The sequence below is a fragment of the Pseudorhodobacter sp. W20_MBD10_FR17 genome, from assembly GCF_052119765.1.
GTDB lineage: Bacteria > Pseudomonadota > Alphaproteobacteria > Rhodobacterales > Rhodobacteraceae > Pseudorhodobacter.
In genome coordinates this window covers 1-16,912 of record NZ_JBGQOQ010000049.1, presented here as the reverse complement: position 1 = coordinate 16,912, position 16,912 = coordinate 1, and the positions used below count along the sequence as shown (strand labels likewise).

Sequence of the window (16,912 nt, the reverse complement as noted above, 5' to 3'; positions counted from 1 at the left end):
TCACTAATGACGTCATTAAACACGTGTATTAGATCAAAGCCCCAAGCTCAGGCAGGCGGTGCCAATGGGGTGGTTACGGTAGACCAGAGGCCCACCATGCACTAACATTCAAACTGGACCACCCGTTGGAGGCACTCCAAATGCTTGCGCATCGCTCGCTTGATGTCTTTGACGATCTTCTCGCCAAGGCTTTTATGTGTTCCAGTTGTCTGTTTCATCTTCCACTCCTCAGTAGTTACGATGAGCCAAGAACACTCTCTTATCAAATAACGCTATTTGGACCCATACTCTTTACCGCTGACAAGCCGTCCTGAATGCGCCAAAAATGTTCGGGCGTCATGTCTGGCACCAAGCTGACCCGGATTAGGTCAGCTATCGAAATGATTTCGAAATGCCATCGCTCCGGATCAACATCGAAGTGCCGGGTCGTATATCCCTTAACAGCAATCAGACGGAGAATTGATCTGAGTCAACCCTGCGGCAGCAACGTGCGCTTAAGCAGGGGCCTAGAGTAGACGGATTCGGTAGGAACGGTAATGTCAAACGGACTTTCGGCAACGAAGAAAAAACTGATAGCGGGCGCGGTGCTTGTGGTGGCGCTTGGGTTAGGCGGTGCGCTTTGGTGGCAATCGACGCAAGCGGCGGCGCTGCCCGACGGGATCAGCATGTCCAACGGCCGTATTGAAGCCGAGCGGATTGAGGTTGCCACAAAACTCTCTGGCCGGATTTCCGAAATCCTGATCGCCGAAGGCGACTGGGTGGCGGCTGGGCAGGTCGTGGCGCGTCTTGAAGTGACAGAGGTGCAAGCCCAGATGCGTCAAGCCCAGGCCACGGTTGTGCAGGCACAGCAGCAAAAGCTGCAAGCCGAGGCGCTGTTGCGGCAACGCCAATCCGAGCTGACCACCGCGCAGGCCGAGTTCACGCGCATTGAGCAGCTTGCGACCAAAGACTTTGCGACGCAGTCCAGTTTGGACAGCCATCACACCGTGCTTGCCACCGCGGAGGCGGCGGTAGCGGCGGCCGATGCGGGGATTTCCTTGGCGGATGCCACAATCGCGGCGGCCCAAGCGGCGGTTGAGCGGATTCAAAGCCTGATCGACGATTCAAGCCTCATGGCGCCGCGGGCGGGGCGGGTGCAATATGTGCTTGCCCATGCGGGCGAGGTGGTCGCGGCGGGCAGCAGTGTGGTCACGCTGACCGACCTTTCGGATATGTATATGGCGGTGTTCCTGCCCTCGCGCGATGCGGGCCGTATGGCGATCGGGGCCGAGGCGCGCATCGTTTTGGATGCCATCCCGGACTATGTTATTCCCGCGACAGTGACATTTGTCGCCAGCTCGGCCCAGTTCACCCCGCGCTCGGTAGAGACGGAGCAAGAGCGCGATCAGCTGATGTTTCGCGTCAAGCTGACCATCGCGCCGGAACTGCTTGCTAACTATCAAGAACGGGCGCGGGCAGGGGTGCCGGGGGTTGGCTATGTGCGGGTCTTGGACAGCGCGGTTTGGCCCGATGATCTGACAGTGAGACTGCCGCAATGACCCAAAGCTCGGTCGCGCGGCTGGCCTCTGTCACGCATCTCTATGGGCCGGTCGCGGCGTTGGACGATGTGTCGCTGGACATTCCGGCGGGTTGCATGGCGGGGCTGATTGGTCCGGATGGGGTCGGTAAGTCGACGCTCTTGGCGCTGGTGTCGGGGGTGCGGCGGGTGCAGGCGGGCGCGGTGCAGGTGCTGGGCGGCGACATTCGCGACGGGGGCCATCTAAAAGACTGCAATCGCCGTATCGCCTATATGCCGCAGGGGCTGGGGCGCAATCTCTACCCGACGCTGACGGTTTATGAGAACCTCGATTTCTTTGGCCGCCTGTTTGCCCAATCGCAACCCGAGCGCCAAGCGCGCATCGCCGATCTGTTGCAGGCGACGGGGCTTGCGCCTTTTCCCGACCGCCCCGCAGGCAAGCTGTCGGGCGGCATGAAGCAAAAACTGTCGCTTTGCTCGGCGCTGATCCATGACCCTGACCTGCTGATTTTGGACGAGCCGACGACGGGCGTGGACCCTTTGTCGCGCCAGCAGTTTTGGGATCTGATCGACCGCATCCGCCAGCAACGCCCGCAAATGAGCGTGATCGTCGCCACCGCCTATATGGAAGAGGCCGAGCGGTTTGATTGGCTGGCCGCCATGTCAGAAGGCAAGGTAATTGCCACCGGCTCCCCAGCCGAAATTCGCGCGGCGGCGCAGCAACCTACGCTGGAGCAAGCCTTTATCGCCATGCTGCCCGAGGCTGCGCGGCGCGGCCACCAAGAGGTGATTGTACCGCCGCGCCAACGCGCTGACGGGCCGCCCGCCATTCAAGCGAAATCCCTTACCCGTAAGTTTGGAGATTTCACCGCCGTGGACGGCGTGAACTTCGACATAGAGCGCGGTGAGATTTTCGGCTTTCTGGGGTCGAATGGCTGCGGCAAGACCACGACAATGAAGATGCTGACGGGGCTTTTGCCCGCCAGCTCGGGTCAGGCGCTGCTGTTTGGCGAGACGCTGGACGCGGGCGACATGCGCACCCGCAAGCGGGTCGGCTATATGTCGCAATCCTTCTCGCTTTATACCGAGCTGACGGTGCGGCAAAACCTAGAGCTGCACGCCGAACTGTATCAGCTGCCGCTGGCCACGCGGGCGGCGCGTGTGACCGAGATGATGACGACCTTTGATCTGGCCGATGTCGCGGACGAGCGGCCAGAGGCCCTGCCGCTGGGTATCCGCCAACGCTTGCAGTTGGCTGTCGCGGTTATTCACGGGCCAGAGGTTCTTATTCTGGACGAGCCGACCTCTGGCGTGGACCCGATTGCGCGGGATGCGTTTTGGCAACATCTGATCGGGCTGTCGCGCCGCGATGGGGTGACGATTTTCGTCTCGACCCACTTTATGAACGAGGCGCAGCGCTGTGATCGCATCTCGTTGATGCATGCGGGCCGCGTTTTGGCGGTGGGGACGCCGACCGAGATCGCCAAGACCAAGGGCACTGACAGCTTAAGCGACGCGTTTGTGGCCTATCTGCGCGAAGCGGCAGGGCCAGAGGCCGAGACCACCGCCACCCAAGCCCCGCACGGCCAAGACACCCCTAAGAACGGCGGTGGATTTGGCCGCATGTGGGCCTTTGCCCGCCGCGAGTCGATGGAAATTTTGCGCGACCGCTTGCGGCTAGGCTTTGCCTTTCTGGGGCCAATCATTCTGATGCTGACCTTTGGCTATGGCATTTCCTTTGACGTCACGGATTTGCCCTATGCCGTGCTGGACCAAGACCAAACCGCCGAAAGCCGCACCTTGCTTGAGGCGTTTTCAGGCTCGCGCTATTTCGCCGAACAAGCCCCCGCCAGCAGCACAGCCGAGCTTCAGGCGCGGTTGCGCAGTGGCGAGATTGCCTTGGGGATCGAAGTGCCTGCCGATTTCGGGCGCTTGCTGCTGCAATCGCAGCGACCCGAGGTGCGGATTGCGGTCGACGCCGCCATGCCGTTTCGCGCCGAGACCACGCGCGGCTATCTGCAAGGCTTGGCGCTGTCTTATATGGACGACCAAATCGAGCGGACCTATGGCGAGGTCATCGACACCAGTGCGGCGAATGTGCAAACGCGGTTTCGCTATAACCAAAGCTTCAAGTCGGTTTTCGCGATTGTGCCTTCTGTCATCATGCTGATGCTGGTGTTGATCCCGTCGATGATGGCGGCGATGGGGGTGGTGCGCGAAAAGGAAACGGGCTCGATTGCCAATTTCCGGTCGACGCCTGTTACGCGGCTCGAGTTCATCTTGGGCAAGCAGTTGCCTTATGTCGCCATTGCCATGATCAGCTTTCTGACGCTTTTGGTGGTGGCTTATGGGGTGTTTGGTGTGACGGTGAAAGGCTCTGTGCTGGCGCTTTTTGTCGGGGCGTTCCTGTATGTGCTGGCAAGCACGGGGTTTGGCGTGTTGATCTCGACCTTTACCAAAACCCAAGTGGCGGCGACTTTTGCGGCGGCGATTATCTCGATCATTCCGGCGGTGAATTTCTCGGGGCTGTTGGTGCCGGTGGCCTCGCTTTCGGGGGGCGGGCGGTTGATCGGGTTGGGCTTTCCCTCGGCGTGGTTTCAGCAAATCAGCGTCGGCACCTTTACCAAAGGGTTAGGCTTTGCCGATCTGTGGCAGAACCACCTTGCGCTGGCGGGCTTTGCGGTGGTGTTCATCGCGGCGTCGGTCTTGGCGCTGAGCAAGCAGGAGCAGTAAGATGAAGCAATGGCTTTCCAACATCTACCGCCTTGGCCTGAAGGAATTGCGCAGCCTGCGGGCCGACCCGGTGCTGTTGCTGCTGATCGCCTATGTGTTCAGCTTTGCGGTCTATGCCGTCGCCACCGGCGCCAAGCTCGAGGTGGTCAACGCCTCGGTCGCCTATGTCGATCTTGACCGATCAGATCTGTCAGGGCGGATCATTGGCGCCATTCTGCCGCCCGAGTTTGACACGCCCAAGGAAATCGCCGCCTCGGATGTGGAACGGGTGATGAACGACGGCGATCATGTGTTTGTGCTGGTGTTTCCGCCGCGGTTCGAGGCCGATGTTTTGGCGGGCCGCCAGCCGTCTTTGCAGCTGAATGTCGATGCAACGGCGATGGTGCAGGCGGGCAATGGCTCGGTGTTTTTGCAAGAAATCATCGCCGCCGAGATCAGCAAATTCGTCGCCCGCGATGACACCGAGACCAGCTTGCCGATTGATCTGATCGTCACGGCGCAGTTCAACCCCAATCTGCAATCGACGTGGTTTTCCTCGGTGATGCAGGTAATCAACAACGTCACCATCCTGTCGGTGCTGCTGACGGGGGCGGCGCTGATCCGCGAGCGCGAACATGGCACGATTGAGCATCTTCTGGTGATGCCGGTGTCCCCGTCCGAAATCATGTTAGCCAAGATTTGGGCCAACGGTTTGGCGATCATCGTGGCGGCGGTGTTGTCGCTATGGCTGGTGGTGCAGGGGGTTTTGGGCGTGCCGATTGCGGGTTCGGTGACGCTGTTTGTGGTGGGGACGGTGCTGTATCTGGTGTCGGTGACGGGCTTGGGGATTTTGCTTGCGACCTTCACCACCTCGATGCCGCAGTTTGGTCTGCTGGCGCTGCCGGTGTTGGTGATTATGAACCTGCTGTCGGGCAGCACCACGCCGATGGAGAGCATTCCCGTTTGGCTTCAGGATGTTATGCAGGTCGCGCCCTCGACGCATTTTGTGTCCTTTGCGCAGGCGATCCTGTATCGCGGGGCGGGGTTTGACACCGTATGGCCGGATATGCTGGTGATGGCCGGGCTGAGTGCGGCATTTTTCATAGCGGCCCTGCTGCGGTTTCGCAAAACCATGGCCGCGACAGGATAATTTTTTAACGCCAAGGGCTTGGCTTTGATGCAGGTCAAAGCCGATGCCTGCCCAGCCCGTCATGTTCGCGCCATGACTGATCTAGCACAGCGCGATCTGGCGCCGCGATCTGATCAGCCTTTGTCCTCAAGGAGAGGCCCAATGGCAACAGACATAAACTCAAGCCCCCAAGCATCCGCCGCCGCGTCAGGCAAGCTGGGGCTCTTTTCACTAACGGCGTTGGTCGTCGGTTCTATGATCGGGGGCGGGGTCTTTAGCCTGCCGCAGAACATGGCGCGCGGGGCATCGGCGGGGGCTATCACTATCGGCTGGCTGATCACAGGCATCGGTATGCTGGCGTTGGCTTTTGTCTATAGAAACCTGTCGATGCGAAAGCCCAAGCTGGATGCGGGGCCGTATTCCTATGCCCGCGCGGGCTTTGGCGATTTTGTCGGCTTTAACAGCGCTTGGGGCTATTGGCTGAGCGCGTGGCTGGGCAATGTGTCCTATGCCGTGCTGATCTTTGGCGCGCTAAGCTATTTCTACCCGCCCTTTGGCGACGAGGGCAACACATGGCAAGCGATTGTCGGCGCGTCGATTGCGCTTTGGCTGATCCATGCGCTGGTCTTGATGGGGGTGCGCCAAGCGGCGATTGTCAACGTCATCACCACGATTGCCAAGCTTGCGCCGATTTTCCTGTTCATCGTGCTGGTGCTGGTGGCGTTCAACATGCCGACCTTCAAGCTTGATTTTTGGGGCACAGAGACGCTGACCCTTGGCAGCATCGCCGCACAAGTTCAAAGTACGATGCTGGTCACACTTTGGGTGTTCATCGGCATTGAGGGCGCAAGCGTCGGATCGGCCCGCGCGGCCAAGCGCAGCGACATCGGCAAGGCCACCATCCTTGGCTTTGTCACCGTGCTGTTGCTCTATCTTCTGGTGTCTTTGTTGTCACTGGGGGTGATGTCGCAGCCTGACTTGGCGGGCTTACCTGCTGCGGCCTCGATGGCGAATGTACTTGAATCCGTGGTCGGGCCTTGGGGATCCGTTGTGGTGCGCATCGGCTTGGTGATTTCTGTGGCAGGGGCGTTCCTAAGCTGGACGCTGCTGGCCGCTGAAATCCCGTTCCGTGCCGCCAAAGAGGGGATGTTGCCTGCATTCTTTGCGACCGAGAATGAGAACGGCTCGCCCTCTGGCGCGCTTTGGATCACCAATGTGTGCGTGCAGGTGGTGCTGTTCGTGACGCTTTACGCCAACTCAACCTATCTGGCGCTGTTCTACATCGCCTCGACAGCAATCCTTGTGCCTTATGTGTTCTCGGGGGCCTATGCGCTGAAACTGGCGCTGACCGGCGAAAGCTATGCCGCAGGCGAGGGGCGCGGTGCCGATATGGCGATTGGCGGCGTGGCGATGGTTTATGGTGCGTGGCTGATTTATGCGGCGGGGCCAGCCTATCTGCTGATGTGCGCGATCCTCTATGCGCTGGGGATTCCGTTCTATGTATGGGCGCGGCGGTCGCGCCATGAACAGGCGTTTACAGGTGCCGAGATGCTGATTGCTGCGGGTCTTATCGGGGCCGCCATTGTGGCTGCCTATCTGATGCAAACCGGCGCGATCAGCGCACTTTAATATCTTTGATAAAAGGAATGGCTGTCATGGAACACGCCAACACTCTGGGTGTCTTTTCGGAAACCGGTAAGCTGCGGCAAGTGATCGTTTGCAGGCCCGGTCTGGCGCATCGCCGCCTGACCCCAGTCAACTGTCAGGACCTGCTGTTTGACGATGTGTTTTGGGTTAAACAGGCGCAAAAGGACCACGACGTTTTCGCCAGCACCATGCGCGGCGAGGGGGTCGAGGTCTTGGACGTGAACGACCTTTTGGCCGAGACGCTGGGCATCCCCACCGCCCGCGCTTGGGTGCTGGACCATCGCATCACCCCCGACCAGATCGGCACGGGCATGATGTCCGAGCTGCGCGACTGGCTGAACGGGCTGTCAGGGGTGCAGCTGGCTGAATATCTCTTGGGCGGTTTGGCGGTGGATGATCTTCCGTTTAAGCCCACGGGCCTGTTCGGAAGCTATCTTGGCGCGCATGGGTTCATCCTGCCGCCGCTGCCGAATGCGCTGTTTACCCGCGACAACTCGGCGTGGATTTTTGGCGGTGTGGCGGTCAATCCGATGTATTGGGCGGCACGGCGGCCCGAGACTTTGCTCAACACCGCGATCTACACGTTCCACCCCAAATTCGCGGGCAAGGCCAAGATCCACTGGGGCGACCCGACGGTTGATCACGGTTTGGCCACGGTCGAGGGCGGCGACATCATGCCCGTCGGCAATGGCACCGTGCTGATCGGCATGGGCGAGCGGTCCTCGCCGCAAGGGGTTGGGCAGCTCGCCGAGGCGCTGTTCACCTCGGGCGCGGCAGAGCGGGTGCTGGCCTTTGCCATCCCGAAATCGCGCGCGGCGATGCATTTGGACACCGTGTTTACGCTGTGCGGTGGCGATGTGGTCACCACCTTCAAAGAGGTCGCGGACGAACTGACCTGCTATGATCTGCGGCCTGGGGATGGGACGGCGGCGCTGCGGTTCCACCACGACCCGCGCCCGATCTTTGACATCGTGGCCGAGGTGCTTGGCTACAAAAGCCTGCACATCGTGCCAACAGGCGGCACCACCGTCGAAGAACGCGCCCGCGAGCAGTGGAACGACGGCAACAACGTGCTGGCGCTGCGTCCGGGTGTGGTCATTGGCTATGACCGCAACGACGACACCAATGAAGCGCTGGCTGCGGCGGGCATCGAGGTGCTGGCAATCCCCGGCGCCGAGCTGGGGCGCGGACGTGGCGGGGGCCACTGCATGAGCTGCCCCACAATGCGCGATCCCCTTTGACCTGAAAGGTTACACCAATGGCTTACAATCTGAAAAACCGGCATTTTTTGACACTTCGCGATTTCACCTCGCGTGAAATTGGCTTTCTGTTGAAACTGGCCGCGGACCTCAAGGTCGCGAAATACACCGGAACCGAGGTGCCCAAGCTGCAAGGCAAGGACATCGCGCTGATCTTTGAAAAGGACAGCACCCGCACCCGCGTTGGGTTCGAGGTCGCGGCCTATGACCAAGGTGCGCGCGTCACTTATCTGGGGCCAACGGGGTCGCACATCGGCCATAAGGAATCCGTCAAAGACACCGCCCGCGTTTTGGGTCGGATTTATGACGCGATTGAATACCGCGGCTTTGGGCAGGACATCGTTGATCAGCTGGCAAAGTTTTCGGGCGTGCCGGTCTATAACGGCCTGACCAACGAGTTCCACCCGACGCAAATCCTTGCCGATTTCCTGACCATGCAAGAGCATGTCGAAAAGCCGCTGCACAAGGTGTCTTATGCGTTCCTTGGTGATGCGGGCAATAACATGGGCAACAGCCTGTTGATCGGTGGCGCCAAGATGGGCATGGATGTGCGGCTTTGCGCGCCCAAGGCCTGCTGGCCCAAACAAGCGATCATCGACGAGGCTAAGGCGATTGCCGCCGAGACGGGCGCGCAGGTGACGATCACCGAAAACGTGGACGAGGCAGTCAAAGGCGTGGACTTTGTCTATACCGACGTTTGGGTCTCGATGGGCGAGGCCAAAGAGAAATGGGCCGAGCGCATCAAGCTTTTGACCCCCTATCAGGTCAATGCGGCGGTGATGGCGAAGACGGGTAACCCGCGTGCGTGCTTTATGCACTGCTTGCCCGCCTTTCATAACACCGACACCACTGTCGGCGCCGAGATGAAGGCCGAGTTCGGTTTGGACGCGATGGAGGTGACCGACGAAGTGTTTGAAAGCACTGCCTCGATCGTCTTTGACCAAGCCGAAAACCGGATGCACACCATCAAGGCGGTGCTTGTCGCCACATTGGGGGCCTAAGATGCTGGTGGTTGCAGCCGTGGGCGGCAACGCGCTTTTGCAGCGCGGCCAGCCCCTGACAGCAGAGGCGCAGCGCGCCAATGTCAAAATTGCTGCCCTCGCTTTGGCGGAAATCGTGCGGGCAGGGCATCAGCTCATCGTGACGCATGGCAACGGCCCGCAAGTGGGGCTGCTGGCGTTGCAAGGTGCTGCCTATAAACCCGATGAGGCCTATCCGCTGGATGTCTTGGGCGCCGAAACCGAGGGCATGATTGGCTATCTGATTGAGCAAGAGCTGGAAAACGCGCTTGGCCACGATCACGCGGTAGCGACGCTTTTGACGCAGGTGATCGTCGATCCCAAAGACGCGGCCTTTGGCGCGCCGACTAAATTTGTCGGGCCAGTCTATACGCAGCAAGAGGCCGAGACCCGCGCCCAAGCCGCAGGCTGGGCCATCGCCCAAGACGGCCAGTACTGGCGCCGCGTTGTCGCGTCGCCCAAGCCCGTCGAGATCCCCGATCTGCGGGTGGTGCGGCTGTTGCTGGACCAAGGCGTGACGGTGATTTGCGCAGGCGGCGGCGGTATCCCCGTGGTGCGCCGCGCCGATGGCAGCATGATCGGCGTCGAGGCGGTGATCGACAAGGACGCCGCAAGCGCGCTTTTGGCCGCCGATATTGGCGCGGATGCCTTGCTGCTGCTGACCGATGTCGAGGCTGTTTTTAGCGGCTTTGGCACCGATACGGCCAAGGCCATGCAGTGGCTTTCCCCCGAGGAAGGCCGCGCTTTGCAGATGCCCGCAGGGTCGATGGGCCCCAAAATCGAGGCCGCTTGCGCGTTTGCAGATCAGGGCGGCGTCGCAAGCATCGGCCGTTTGGCGGATGCGCTCAAGCTACTGAATGGGGCCGCAGGCACCCGCATTTCAGCGGCCCCAAAGTCATAATACATTAACCGTGCTAACGACGCAGGGTGCAAAGCCCTGCCAAACCAGAAAAGGACTCTTCCATGAAAACCATATTTGTCACTGTCGCATGCGCGCTTTTTGCTTTGTCAGGATGCACCACGTCAGGCCATTACCCGATCACCGGCGAAGAATGCACCTCAAACGATCCAGTGCTGAAGCTGGATGCAAACGATTGCCTGCCATAATAATAGCGTCAACATTGGGTGTTCAACGCACCTGATTTCCGGCTATCGGCGCAAGCCTGTGCTAAAAATTTCTATAGTAGCTTCGCCGCTTTTGGCGGCGTGGCACTATTTTTGACTAACCTCGAGGATATTCCCGCCACCCCAATCGCGGGTTCGGGAGGATTCCTAATGCGTCCTTGGGTGTTTGATCCCATGGGTGGATAATGCAATCCGTTCGTGACGGTTGCACCAAGAGCTATTGCTTGTCTAACGTCAGCACCCGTGGGACAGATTTGAGGATTTGAATAAGGGAGGATTTCTGGTTCATCTTATCGATAGGAGATCGAGATGAGACAGTGAAGGATACTCCTGACGCATCTAGGAGCTTTCCAATGAAAGAATTGTCGATGGCATTTGTTGAATTAGCGCAACTGGAAGTTGCCACACTTTCAGGCCTAGTCTAGGTCAAAGATGGCGACGGAATCCTGCTCGGAAAAGTAACGTGGGGTTGTTGGGTGCCATATGCAGGGCTAATGCTGATCAGCCTCGGCGGGGTTCGGTTAGCGTCAGCGTGGCCTGCGCAATCACCAATTCCTCATCTGTCGGGACGATCAGCACATCAATTGTTGAGTGGGGCGCATTGATGTGGGTGGCGTGGCTGTCGTTCGCGACCGCGTTCAGATCGACGCCCAACCAATTCAGGTGGTCGCAGATACCCTTGCGAACTCGCGCGGATTTCTCGCCGATTCCGGCTGTAAAGATGATCGCATCCAACCCGCCGAGGGCTGGAACAAGGGCGGCCAATTGGCTGGCTGCACGATAGCAGAATAGCTCTATGGCCTCTTGCGCATTTGGGGCGGTGCTTGCCTCTAGAAGTGCCATGTCATTGCTGATGCCGGAGACACCCAACAGGCCGGACTCTTCATAAAGCAGTTTTGTGATGTCCTGTGGTGTCATTCCCTGATCCAAAAGGTAAAGCACGACGCCTGGATCAAGCGCCCCGCAGCGCGTGCCCATCATCAGCCCGTCAAGCGCGGTAAACCCCATACTGGTCGCAACGCTTTTCCGGTCATGCATCCCGCAGATGCTGGCCCCGTTGCCCAGATGACAGGCGATCACCCGCCCATCCGCCTTGTCGCCCAAATGGGCGGGAAGGGTGCCCGCAATATAGTCATAGGACAACCCGTGAAAGCCATACCGTAACACGCCTTCATCCGCCATCGCGCGGGGCAAAGCGAACAACTGCGCCAACCGGTTTTGGGTTCGGTGAAAGCTGGTGTCAAAGCAAGCGACCTGCGGCAGGTCTGGCATCGAGGCCGCGATACAGCGGATGGCCGCCAGATTGTGCGGCTGGTGCAGGGGAGCCAGCGGGACCAGCGCCATGAGCTCCACCATAAGCGCATCCGTCACCAGCGCTGGACCTGTATGATGACGCCTCCCATGCACCACGCGGTGCCCGGCGGCTGTTATGGTGATGCCGATTTGGTTGGTCTGTACCCAGTCAATCAGCATGGGGATCAGGATATCAATCTGGGTACTGCTACCCATTGGCGGGAAATCGCGGACCACCGGTTCTCCTGCGCTATCGCGCGCGGAAAATACGGGATTGTTGCCTATCCCTGCGATCTTGCCGCGCAAGACTGCCGCAGTTGCGCCCATATTCCTAGCATAAACCGCGAATTTAAGGCTGGAAGAGCCTGCGTTCAGGACAAGGATCGTGTCTGTCATGGCAACGGCAACGGCAACGGCAACGGCAGCGTCTGATGGCTGATGAAAAGCTGCGCCAAGGCACAAGATGCCAAACGCGCCGCGGCACTGTCGGCTCGGCTGGTCAGGATTATTGGCACCCTTGCCCCCAGTACAATGCCCGCCGCATCGGCACCTGCAAGATAGATCAACTGCTTGGCCATCATATTTGCCGACTCCAAATCGGGCGCGACAAGAATATCCGCTATGCCCGCTACATCTGACACAATCCCCTTGGCCGCGGCCGCAACTGGCGAAACCGCATTGTCAAAGGCCAGCGGCCCGTCCAGCACCCCGCCCGTGATCTGTCCCCGGTCGGCCATCTTGCAAAGGGCTGCCGCGTCAACGGTGGAGGGTATGTGGGGGTTCACCATCTCAACCGCTGAAAGGATAGCGACCTTGGGGCGTGTGATCCCAAGTGACCGCGCAAGATCGATGGCGTTCTGCACGATATCGCGTTTGACAGTAAGGTCGGGCTGGATGTTGATTGCTGCATCGGTGATCAGCAGCGGTTTGGGATAGGTAGGCACATCCAGCACATAGACATGGCTCATCCGTCGCTCGGTTCGCAGGCCAAGGGCTGCATCGATGACGGCTTCCATCAACTCGTCGGTGTGAAGCGAACCTTTCATCAGCGACGCTACTTTGCCTGCCTGCACCAATGCCACGGCAGCCGCAGCTGCCGCGTGGCTATGCGGGGTATCAACAATTTCGACGCCTTCAAGAGTGCGCCCAGCCTCTTTTGCAGCGGCTTCAATCTTTGGCCGCGGCCCCACCAGAACCGGGACGATCATTCCTTGATGGGCTGCATCCAGTGCGCCGGTCAAGGACAGCGGGTCGCAGGGATGCACAACCGCGGTGGGGATAGGGGCCAAGCCTTCGGTTGCGGCGATCAGCCGTGCATATTGCGCGCCCTGTACATGCAGATGTACCTCGGGCAGCACAACACGCGGGCGGCGCACTTTATCACGCGGGGCGATGACGCGGGCCACGCCCTCAATCACCATCTTGCCGTTTTGGTTCTGGCAGGTGCAGGCTAGCAGCAGCCGACCTTTTTCCAGCTTTTCTGTTACCTCGACCCGAACGGTGACGGTGTCGCCCAGACCAACGGGGGCTTCGAACTTCAGGCTTTGATCCAGAAAGATCGTGCCGGGGCCGGGTAGCTCGGTGCCCAGCACCGCCGAAATCAGCGCACCACCCCACATGCCATGGGCGATGACGCCGTGAAACATGTCAGTGCGAGCGTAATCTGCATCTACATGTGCCGGGTTTACGTCACCCGACATTACAGCGAACAACTCGATGTCCTGCGGTTTCAGCGTGCGCACCAGTTCGGCATGATCGCCCACCGCAATCTCATCGTAAGTCTTATTCTCGATATACTGCATTGTGGCGGCAGGGTCGCCTTGGTCAAGCGCGGACATGCAGGCCTCCATCAACATAAACGATATCGCCGGAAATACTGCGCGCGCCATCGCTGGCCAGCATTGCCGCGACCGCGCCGACATCTTCGATCGTCACAAAACTCTGTTCTGGTGCGCGGGCGCGTGCCGCATCAATCAACTCATCAAAATGCGCGATGCCCGACCCTGCGCGGGTTTGCAACGGCCCTGGAGATATAGCATTGACGCGGATGCGCTTTGGCCCAAGCTCGACGGCCAGCGCACGCATAGTCCCTTCAAGCGCGCCTTAACCGGCCCCATGATGTTGTAGTGATCAACGACTTTTTCACCGCCATAGTAAGTCATAGTCAGGATCGTGCCGCCCTCTGCCATTAAAGGCTCTGCCTGCTGTGACATGCGGATTAGCGAATGGACCGAGATATCCATCGCGCGCGCGAACCCGTCTTGCGAGCAGTCGACTACTCGCCCGTGCAGATCATCCGCAGGGCAAAAAGCGATGGAATGGACAAGAATATCAATCCGCCCCCAATGCTCTTTCACGGCTGCGAAAACCGCCTCCATCTGACCTGCCATTTCGACGTCCAGTGGTAACAGCAACTTTGCTCCCACGGCGTCAGCAACCGGCTGCACGTAGGGCTTGGCCTTTTCATTCACATAGGTCAGCGCAATCTCGGCCCCTGCATCTGAAAAAGCCTGCGCACATCCAGCGGCGATGGAATGGCCGTTTGCCACCCCAACGATCAAGGCAACCTTGCCTGCAAGCGTGCTCATCTTTGCATCACATAGGTGCCGGGCGCATCGCAAAGCGCCGCGTATTTCCCGTTATCAGACCCCATTTTCGGGGGCGGAACCGGCGTACCAGAGCGTGCATCAAGCCAAGTGGTAAATGCGGGCCACCATGAGCCGTCTTTTGCCTCCGTCTCGGCCATCCATTCATCCGGGTCGCGGTAAGAGGCATTTGCCGGCTTGTCCGCGATCCTGAAGTGACGACCGGCGTGACCGGGCTCTGACACAATCCCCGCGTTATGCCCGCCGCTGGTCAGCACGAAAGTCATGTCGGTATCGGCAAACAGATGCAGTTTGTAGACCGAATGCCAAGGGGCGACGTGATCATCCTCGGTGCCCACGGCAAAGATTGGCGCGCGGATGTCTGAAACAGCAATTGCCTTGTCACCGACATGATACCGCCCTTCGGCAAGATCATTGTTCAAAAACAGTTTGCGTAGATATTCAGAATGCATCCGCGCAGGCATCCGTGTCGCATCCGCGTTCCATGCCATCAGGTCAAACGCATCTCCGCGCTTGCCCAGCAAGTAGTCGCGGATTGCGGGTGCCCAGATCAGATCCCGTGCGCGTAGCAGGGCAAAGGCACCGGCCATCTGGTCCGATGACAGATAGCCTTTCTCGGCCATCATATCCTCGATCAACGTGACCTCGCTGTCATTGATGAACAGGCGTAGCGGCCCAGCCTCGGTGAAATCGACTTGGGCTGCAAGGAAGGTAGCCGAGGCAAGCCGCGTATCGTTATCCCGCCCCATCGCCGCCGCAGCAATCGACAGCAGTGTGCCGCCAAGGCAATAGCCGACCGCATGCAGTTTTGGCGCTTTGGTGATGGCCAACGCTGCGCCGATCGCATCTATCACGCCGTGTTGGCGATAGTCTTCCATGCCCAGATCGCGGTCACTGGCATCCGGGTTCTTCCATGATACCATGAAAACGGTATATCCTTGTGCCACTAGAAACCCGACCAACGAATTTTGCGCCGACAGATCGAGGATATAGTATTTCATGATCCAAGCCGGCACGATCAGGATTGGTTCGGGGCGCACGGTGCCCGTAGTGGGCGCGTATTGGATAAGTTCGATCAGATTGTTGCGGAACACCACTTTGCCGGGGGTGGTCGCCATATTGCGCCCGACTTCGAATGGCTGCGCCCCTGCAAGCTGCGCTGTTCCCGTTTTAGCAAGCACATCTTCTGCCAAATTTTTTGCACCCCGCACCAAGTTCTCGCCCTTCTCAGCAAGCGTGGCTGCGATCACATCGGGGTTGGTCAAGGCAAAGTTCGAAGGGGCTGTCGTGTCAGAGATCATGCCCGCGACAAAGCTCATCAGGTCTTCATGCGCAGGCGTGACGCCGTGAACGCCAGTCATGGCATCCTGCCACCATTGCCACGATTGTTGATGCGCCAACGACAAGACGTTGAACGGGTATTTTTCCCAGCGCTCACTGGCAAAGCGGTGGTCTGGGGCAGCCTCTGGCTTGCTAAAGCCAAGGCTTGCCGCCCAAAGTTCCTGACCGATGCGCACAGACTGTTCCATCAACTCTAGCCGTTTGCCGGGGGATGAGGCCAAATGTGTTGCCCAATCCATCCAAGCCTCGGCAAGCACCGAAGGAGAAAGCCCCGAAGTTGCCTTTGCCAATGTGGCATGGGCCATCCGGTCCAGCGCTTCATATGGTTTTTGCGCCTGCGGTAGCTCCGCTGGAACAACTGGCTTATGCGTCATGGGCCGCTGTGGCGACGCAGTCGGCAGGTCTGATTGAGAGGCGATCAGTTTGGGTTTGGTAGGCATAGCATGTCCTTCCATAGACGGTGCGATGGGCATATCGTCATCGCTTTCTTAAGCTGCTTGCTGCATCGCAGCATTGATCTGTGTCAGTTTGTGGTAGGAATGGGCATTGTTGCGCAACTGCAGCCTGAGTCATGACTTCCCCTTTCGCCGTTGGCTGATCTGACAACGGGCAGATTGGTTGACGCTGGCTTTGGATTTATAATTGCGAAGAGAGGAATCGTCCGCAGAGCGAACCCCAGGGCTGATAGCAGCGAGGGTTAGCTCCACCGCCTCTTGTGTCTAAGCATTTTCTCGCAGGTTCAATCTTAAAATGATAAGATTCAATAAGATAAGGAAAGGCGTTCTTCTCTAATTGCAGGCATCATACAAAGGCAAGTATTTATGAAGTCGAGCTCCCGCAACCAACACTAATTCATCAATATATTCAACGGCTTGAGTTTTATCACTCAGGCCTTTTTGCGTTTTGGACCCCGTGCTCAGCAAAAGTAACGCCCCCAAAGCGCCTTCCAGATGTAGGCTCAACTTGCCGCCCTCGGGCTGCGGTTTGAGCACAATCCGGTCAATCAAACCCCGTAATGCTTCCTTTGCTTCCAGCATCCCGTCGGGCTGTTGCAGCTGCGCAATGAGCAGCCCCACCTGGTCACGGTAGGTCTCCGCCATCTTCGGGTGAATTCTGATAGGGGAGGGGGCTGGTTCCTTTGACAGCTGCGCCTCTAGTTGGATCCGCTGCGCATCCAATGCGATCATCCGGTCTTTGACTTGATCGGCGGGGACACCTGCAATGATCGCATCGATCAGTTTGGAGTGGTCTTTTTTGGCCGCTGC

General features: G+C 59.0%; 11 protein-coding genes and 2 pseudogenes. 8 read left to right on the top strand and 5 right to left on the bottom strand.

Features of this window, described 5'->3' with window-relative positions; genetic code table 11:
* Positions 1-536 precede the first annotated feature (536 nt).
* From ACEN2J_RS19000 to ACEN2J_RS18965, 8 genes are all read left to right on the top strand, one after another.
* On the top strand, positions 537-1,538 hold the full coding sequence (locus ACEN2J_RS19000; protein ID WP_442108082.1) for an HlyD family secretion protein: 1,002 nt from the start codon (positions 537-539) through the stop codon (positions 1,536-1,538).
* Positions 1,535-4,249: a ribosome-associated ATPase/putative transporter RbbA gene (rbbA, locus tag ACEN2J_RS18995; RefSeq protein ID WP_442108080.1), complete on the top strand. Its 2,715-nt coding sequence runs from the start codon at positions 1,535-1,537 to the stop codon at positions 4,247-4,249. Before ACEN2J_RS19000 ends, rbbA begins: the two co-directional genes overlap by 4 nt.
* A 1-nt stretch (position 4,250) precedes the next feature.
* Complete coding sequence (locus tag ACEN2J_RS18990) at positions 4,251-5,378, top strand: ABC transporter permease (protein WP_442108078.1); 1,128 nt, start codon at positions 4,251-4,253, stop codon at positions 5,376-5,378.
* 141 nt (positions 5,379-5,519) lie between these two features.
* Complete coding sequence (gene arcD / locus ACEN2J_RS18985; RefSeq protein WP_442108076.1) at positions 5,520-6,986, top strand: arginine-ornithine antiporter; 1,467 nt, start codon at positions 5,520-5,522, stop codon at positions 6,984-6,986.
* A gap of 26 nt (positions 6,987-7,012) precedes the next feature.
* Positions 7,013-8,245 carry an arginine deiminase gene (locus ACEN2J_RS18980; RefSeq protein WP_442108075.1) on the top strand — a complete coding sequence of 411 codons (1,233 nt, stop codon included), beginning with the start codon at positions 7,013-7,015 and terminating at the stop codon, positions 8,243-8,245.
* A 17-nt stretch (positions 8,246-8,262) separates the two neighbouring features.
* A complete protein-coding gene (argF, locus tag ACEN2J_RS18975; protein WP_442108073.1) occupies positions 8,263-9,264 on the top strand; it encodes an ornithine carbamoyltransferase in 1,002 nt (333 codons plus the stop codon).
* 1 nt (position 9,265) lies between these two features.
* On the top strand, positions 9,266-10,183 hold the full coding sequence (gene arcC, locus ACEN2J_RS18970; RefSeq protein ID WP_442108071.1) for a carbamate kinase: 918 nt from the start codon (positions 9,266-9,268) through the stop codon (positions 10,181-10,183).
* A gap of 62 nt (positions 10,184-10,245) precedes the next feature.
* Positions 10,246-10,389 (top strand): hypothetical protein, encoded by a 144-nt coding sequence (locus ACEN2J_RS18965; RefSeq protein ID WP_442108069.1) that lies wholly within the window; start codon positions 10,246-10,248, stop codon positions 10,387-10,389.
* Between the two features lie 519 nt (positions 10,390-10,908).
* On the opposite strand, the gene ACEN2J_RS18960 is transcribed toward ACEN2J_RS18965, so the two are convergent.
* The 5 genes and pseudogenes from ACEN2J_RS18960 to ACEN2J_RS18940 all read right to left on the bottom strand — a co-directional run.
* A complete protein-coding gene (locus tag ACEN2J_RS18960; protein ID WP_442108067.1) occupies positions 10,909-12,096 on the bottom strand; it encodes an acetate/propionate family kinase in 1,188 nt (395 codons plus the stop codon).
* Complete coding sequence (locus ACEN2J_RS18955; RefSeq protein WP_442108065.1) at positions 12,093-13,538, bottom strand: bifunctional enoyl-CoA hydratase/phosphate acetyltransferase; 1,446 nt, start codon at positions 13,536-13,538, stop codon at positions 12,093-12,095. The genes ACEN2J_RS18960 and ACEN2J_RS18955 overlap by 4 nt, the downstream gene beginning before the upstream one ends.
* Positions 13,525-14,288, bottom strand: a pseudogene (fabI, locus tag ACEN2J_RS18950) (enoyl-ACP reductase FabI). The gene ACEN2J_RS18955 and the pseudogene fabI overlap by 14 nt, the downstream one beginning before the upstream one ends.
* Entirely contained in the window at positions 14,285-16,087 is a 1,803-nt protein-coding gene (locus ACEN2J_RS18945) for a PHA/PHB synthase family protein (RefSeq protein WP_442108063.1), read from the bottom strand. The pseudogene fabI and the gene ACEN2J_RS18945 overlap by 4 nt, the downstream one beginning before the upstream one ends.
* Before the next feature lie 348 nt (positions 16,088-16,435).
* Positions 16,436-16,912, bottom strand: a pseudogene (locus ACEN2J_RS18940) (recombinase family protein); the annotation flags it as partial.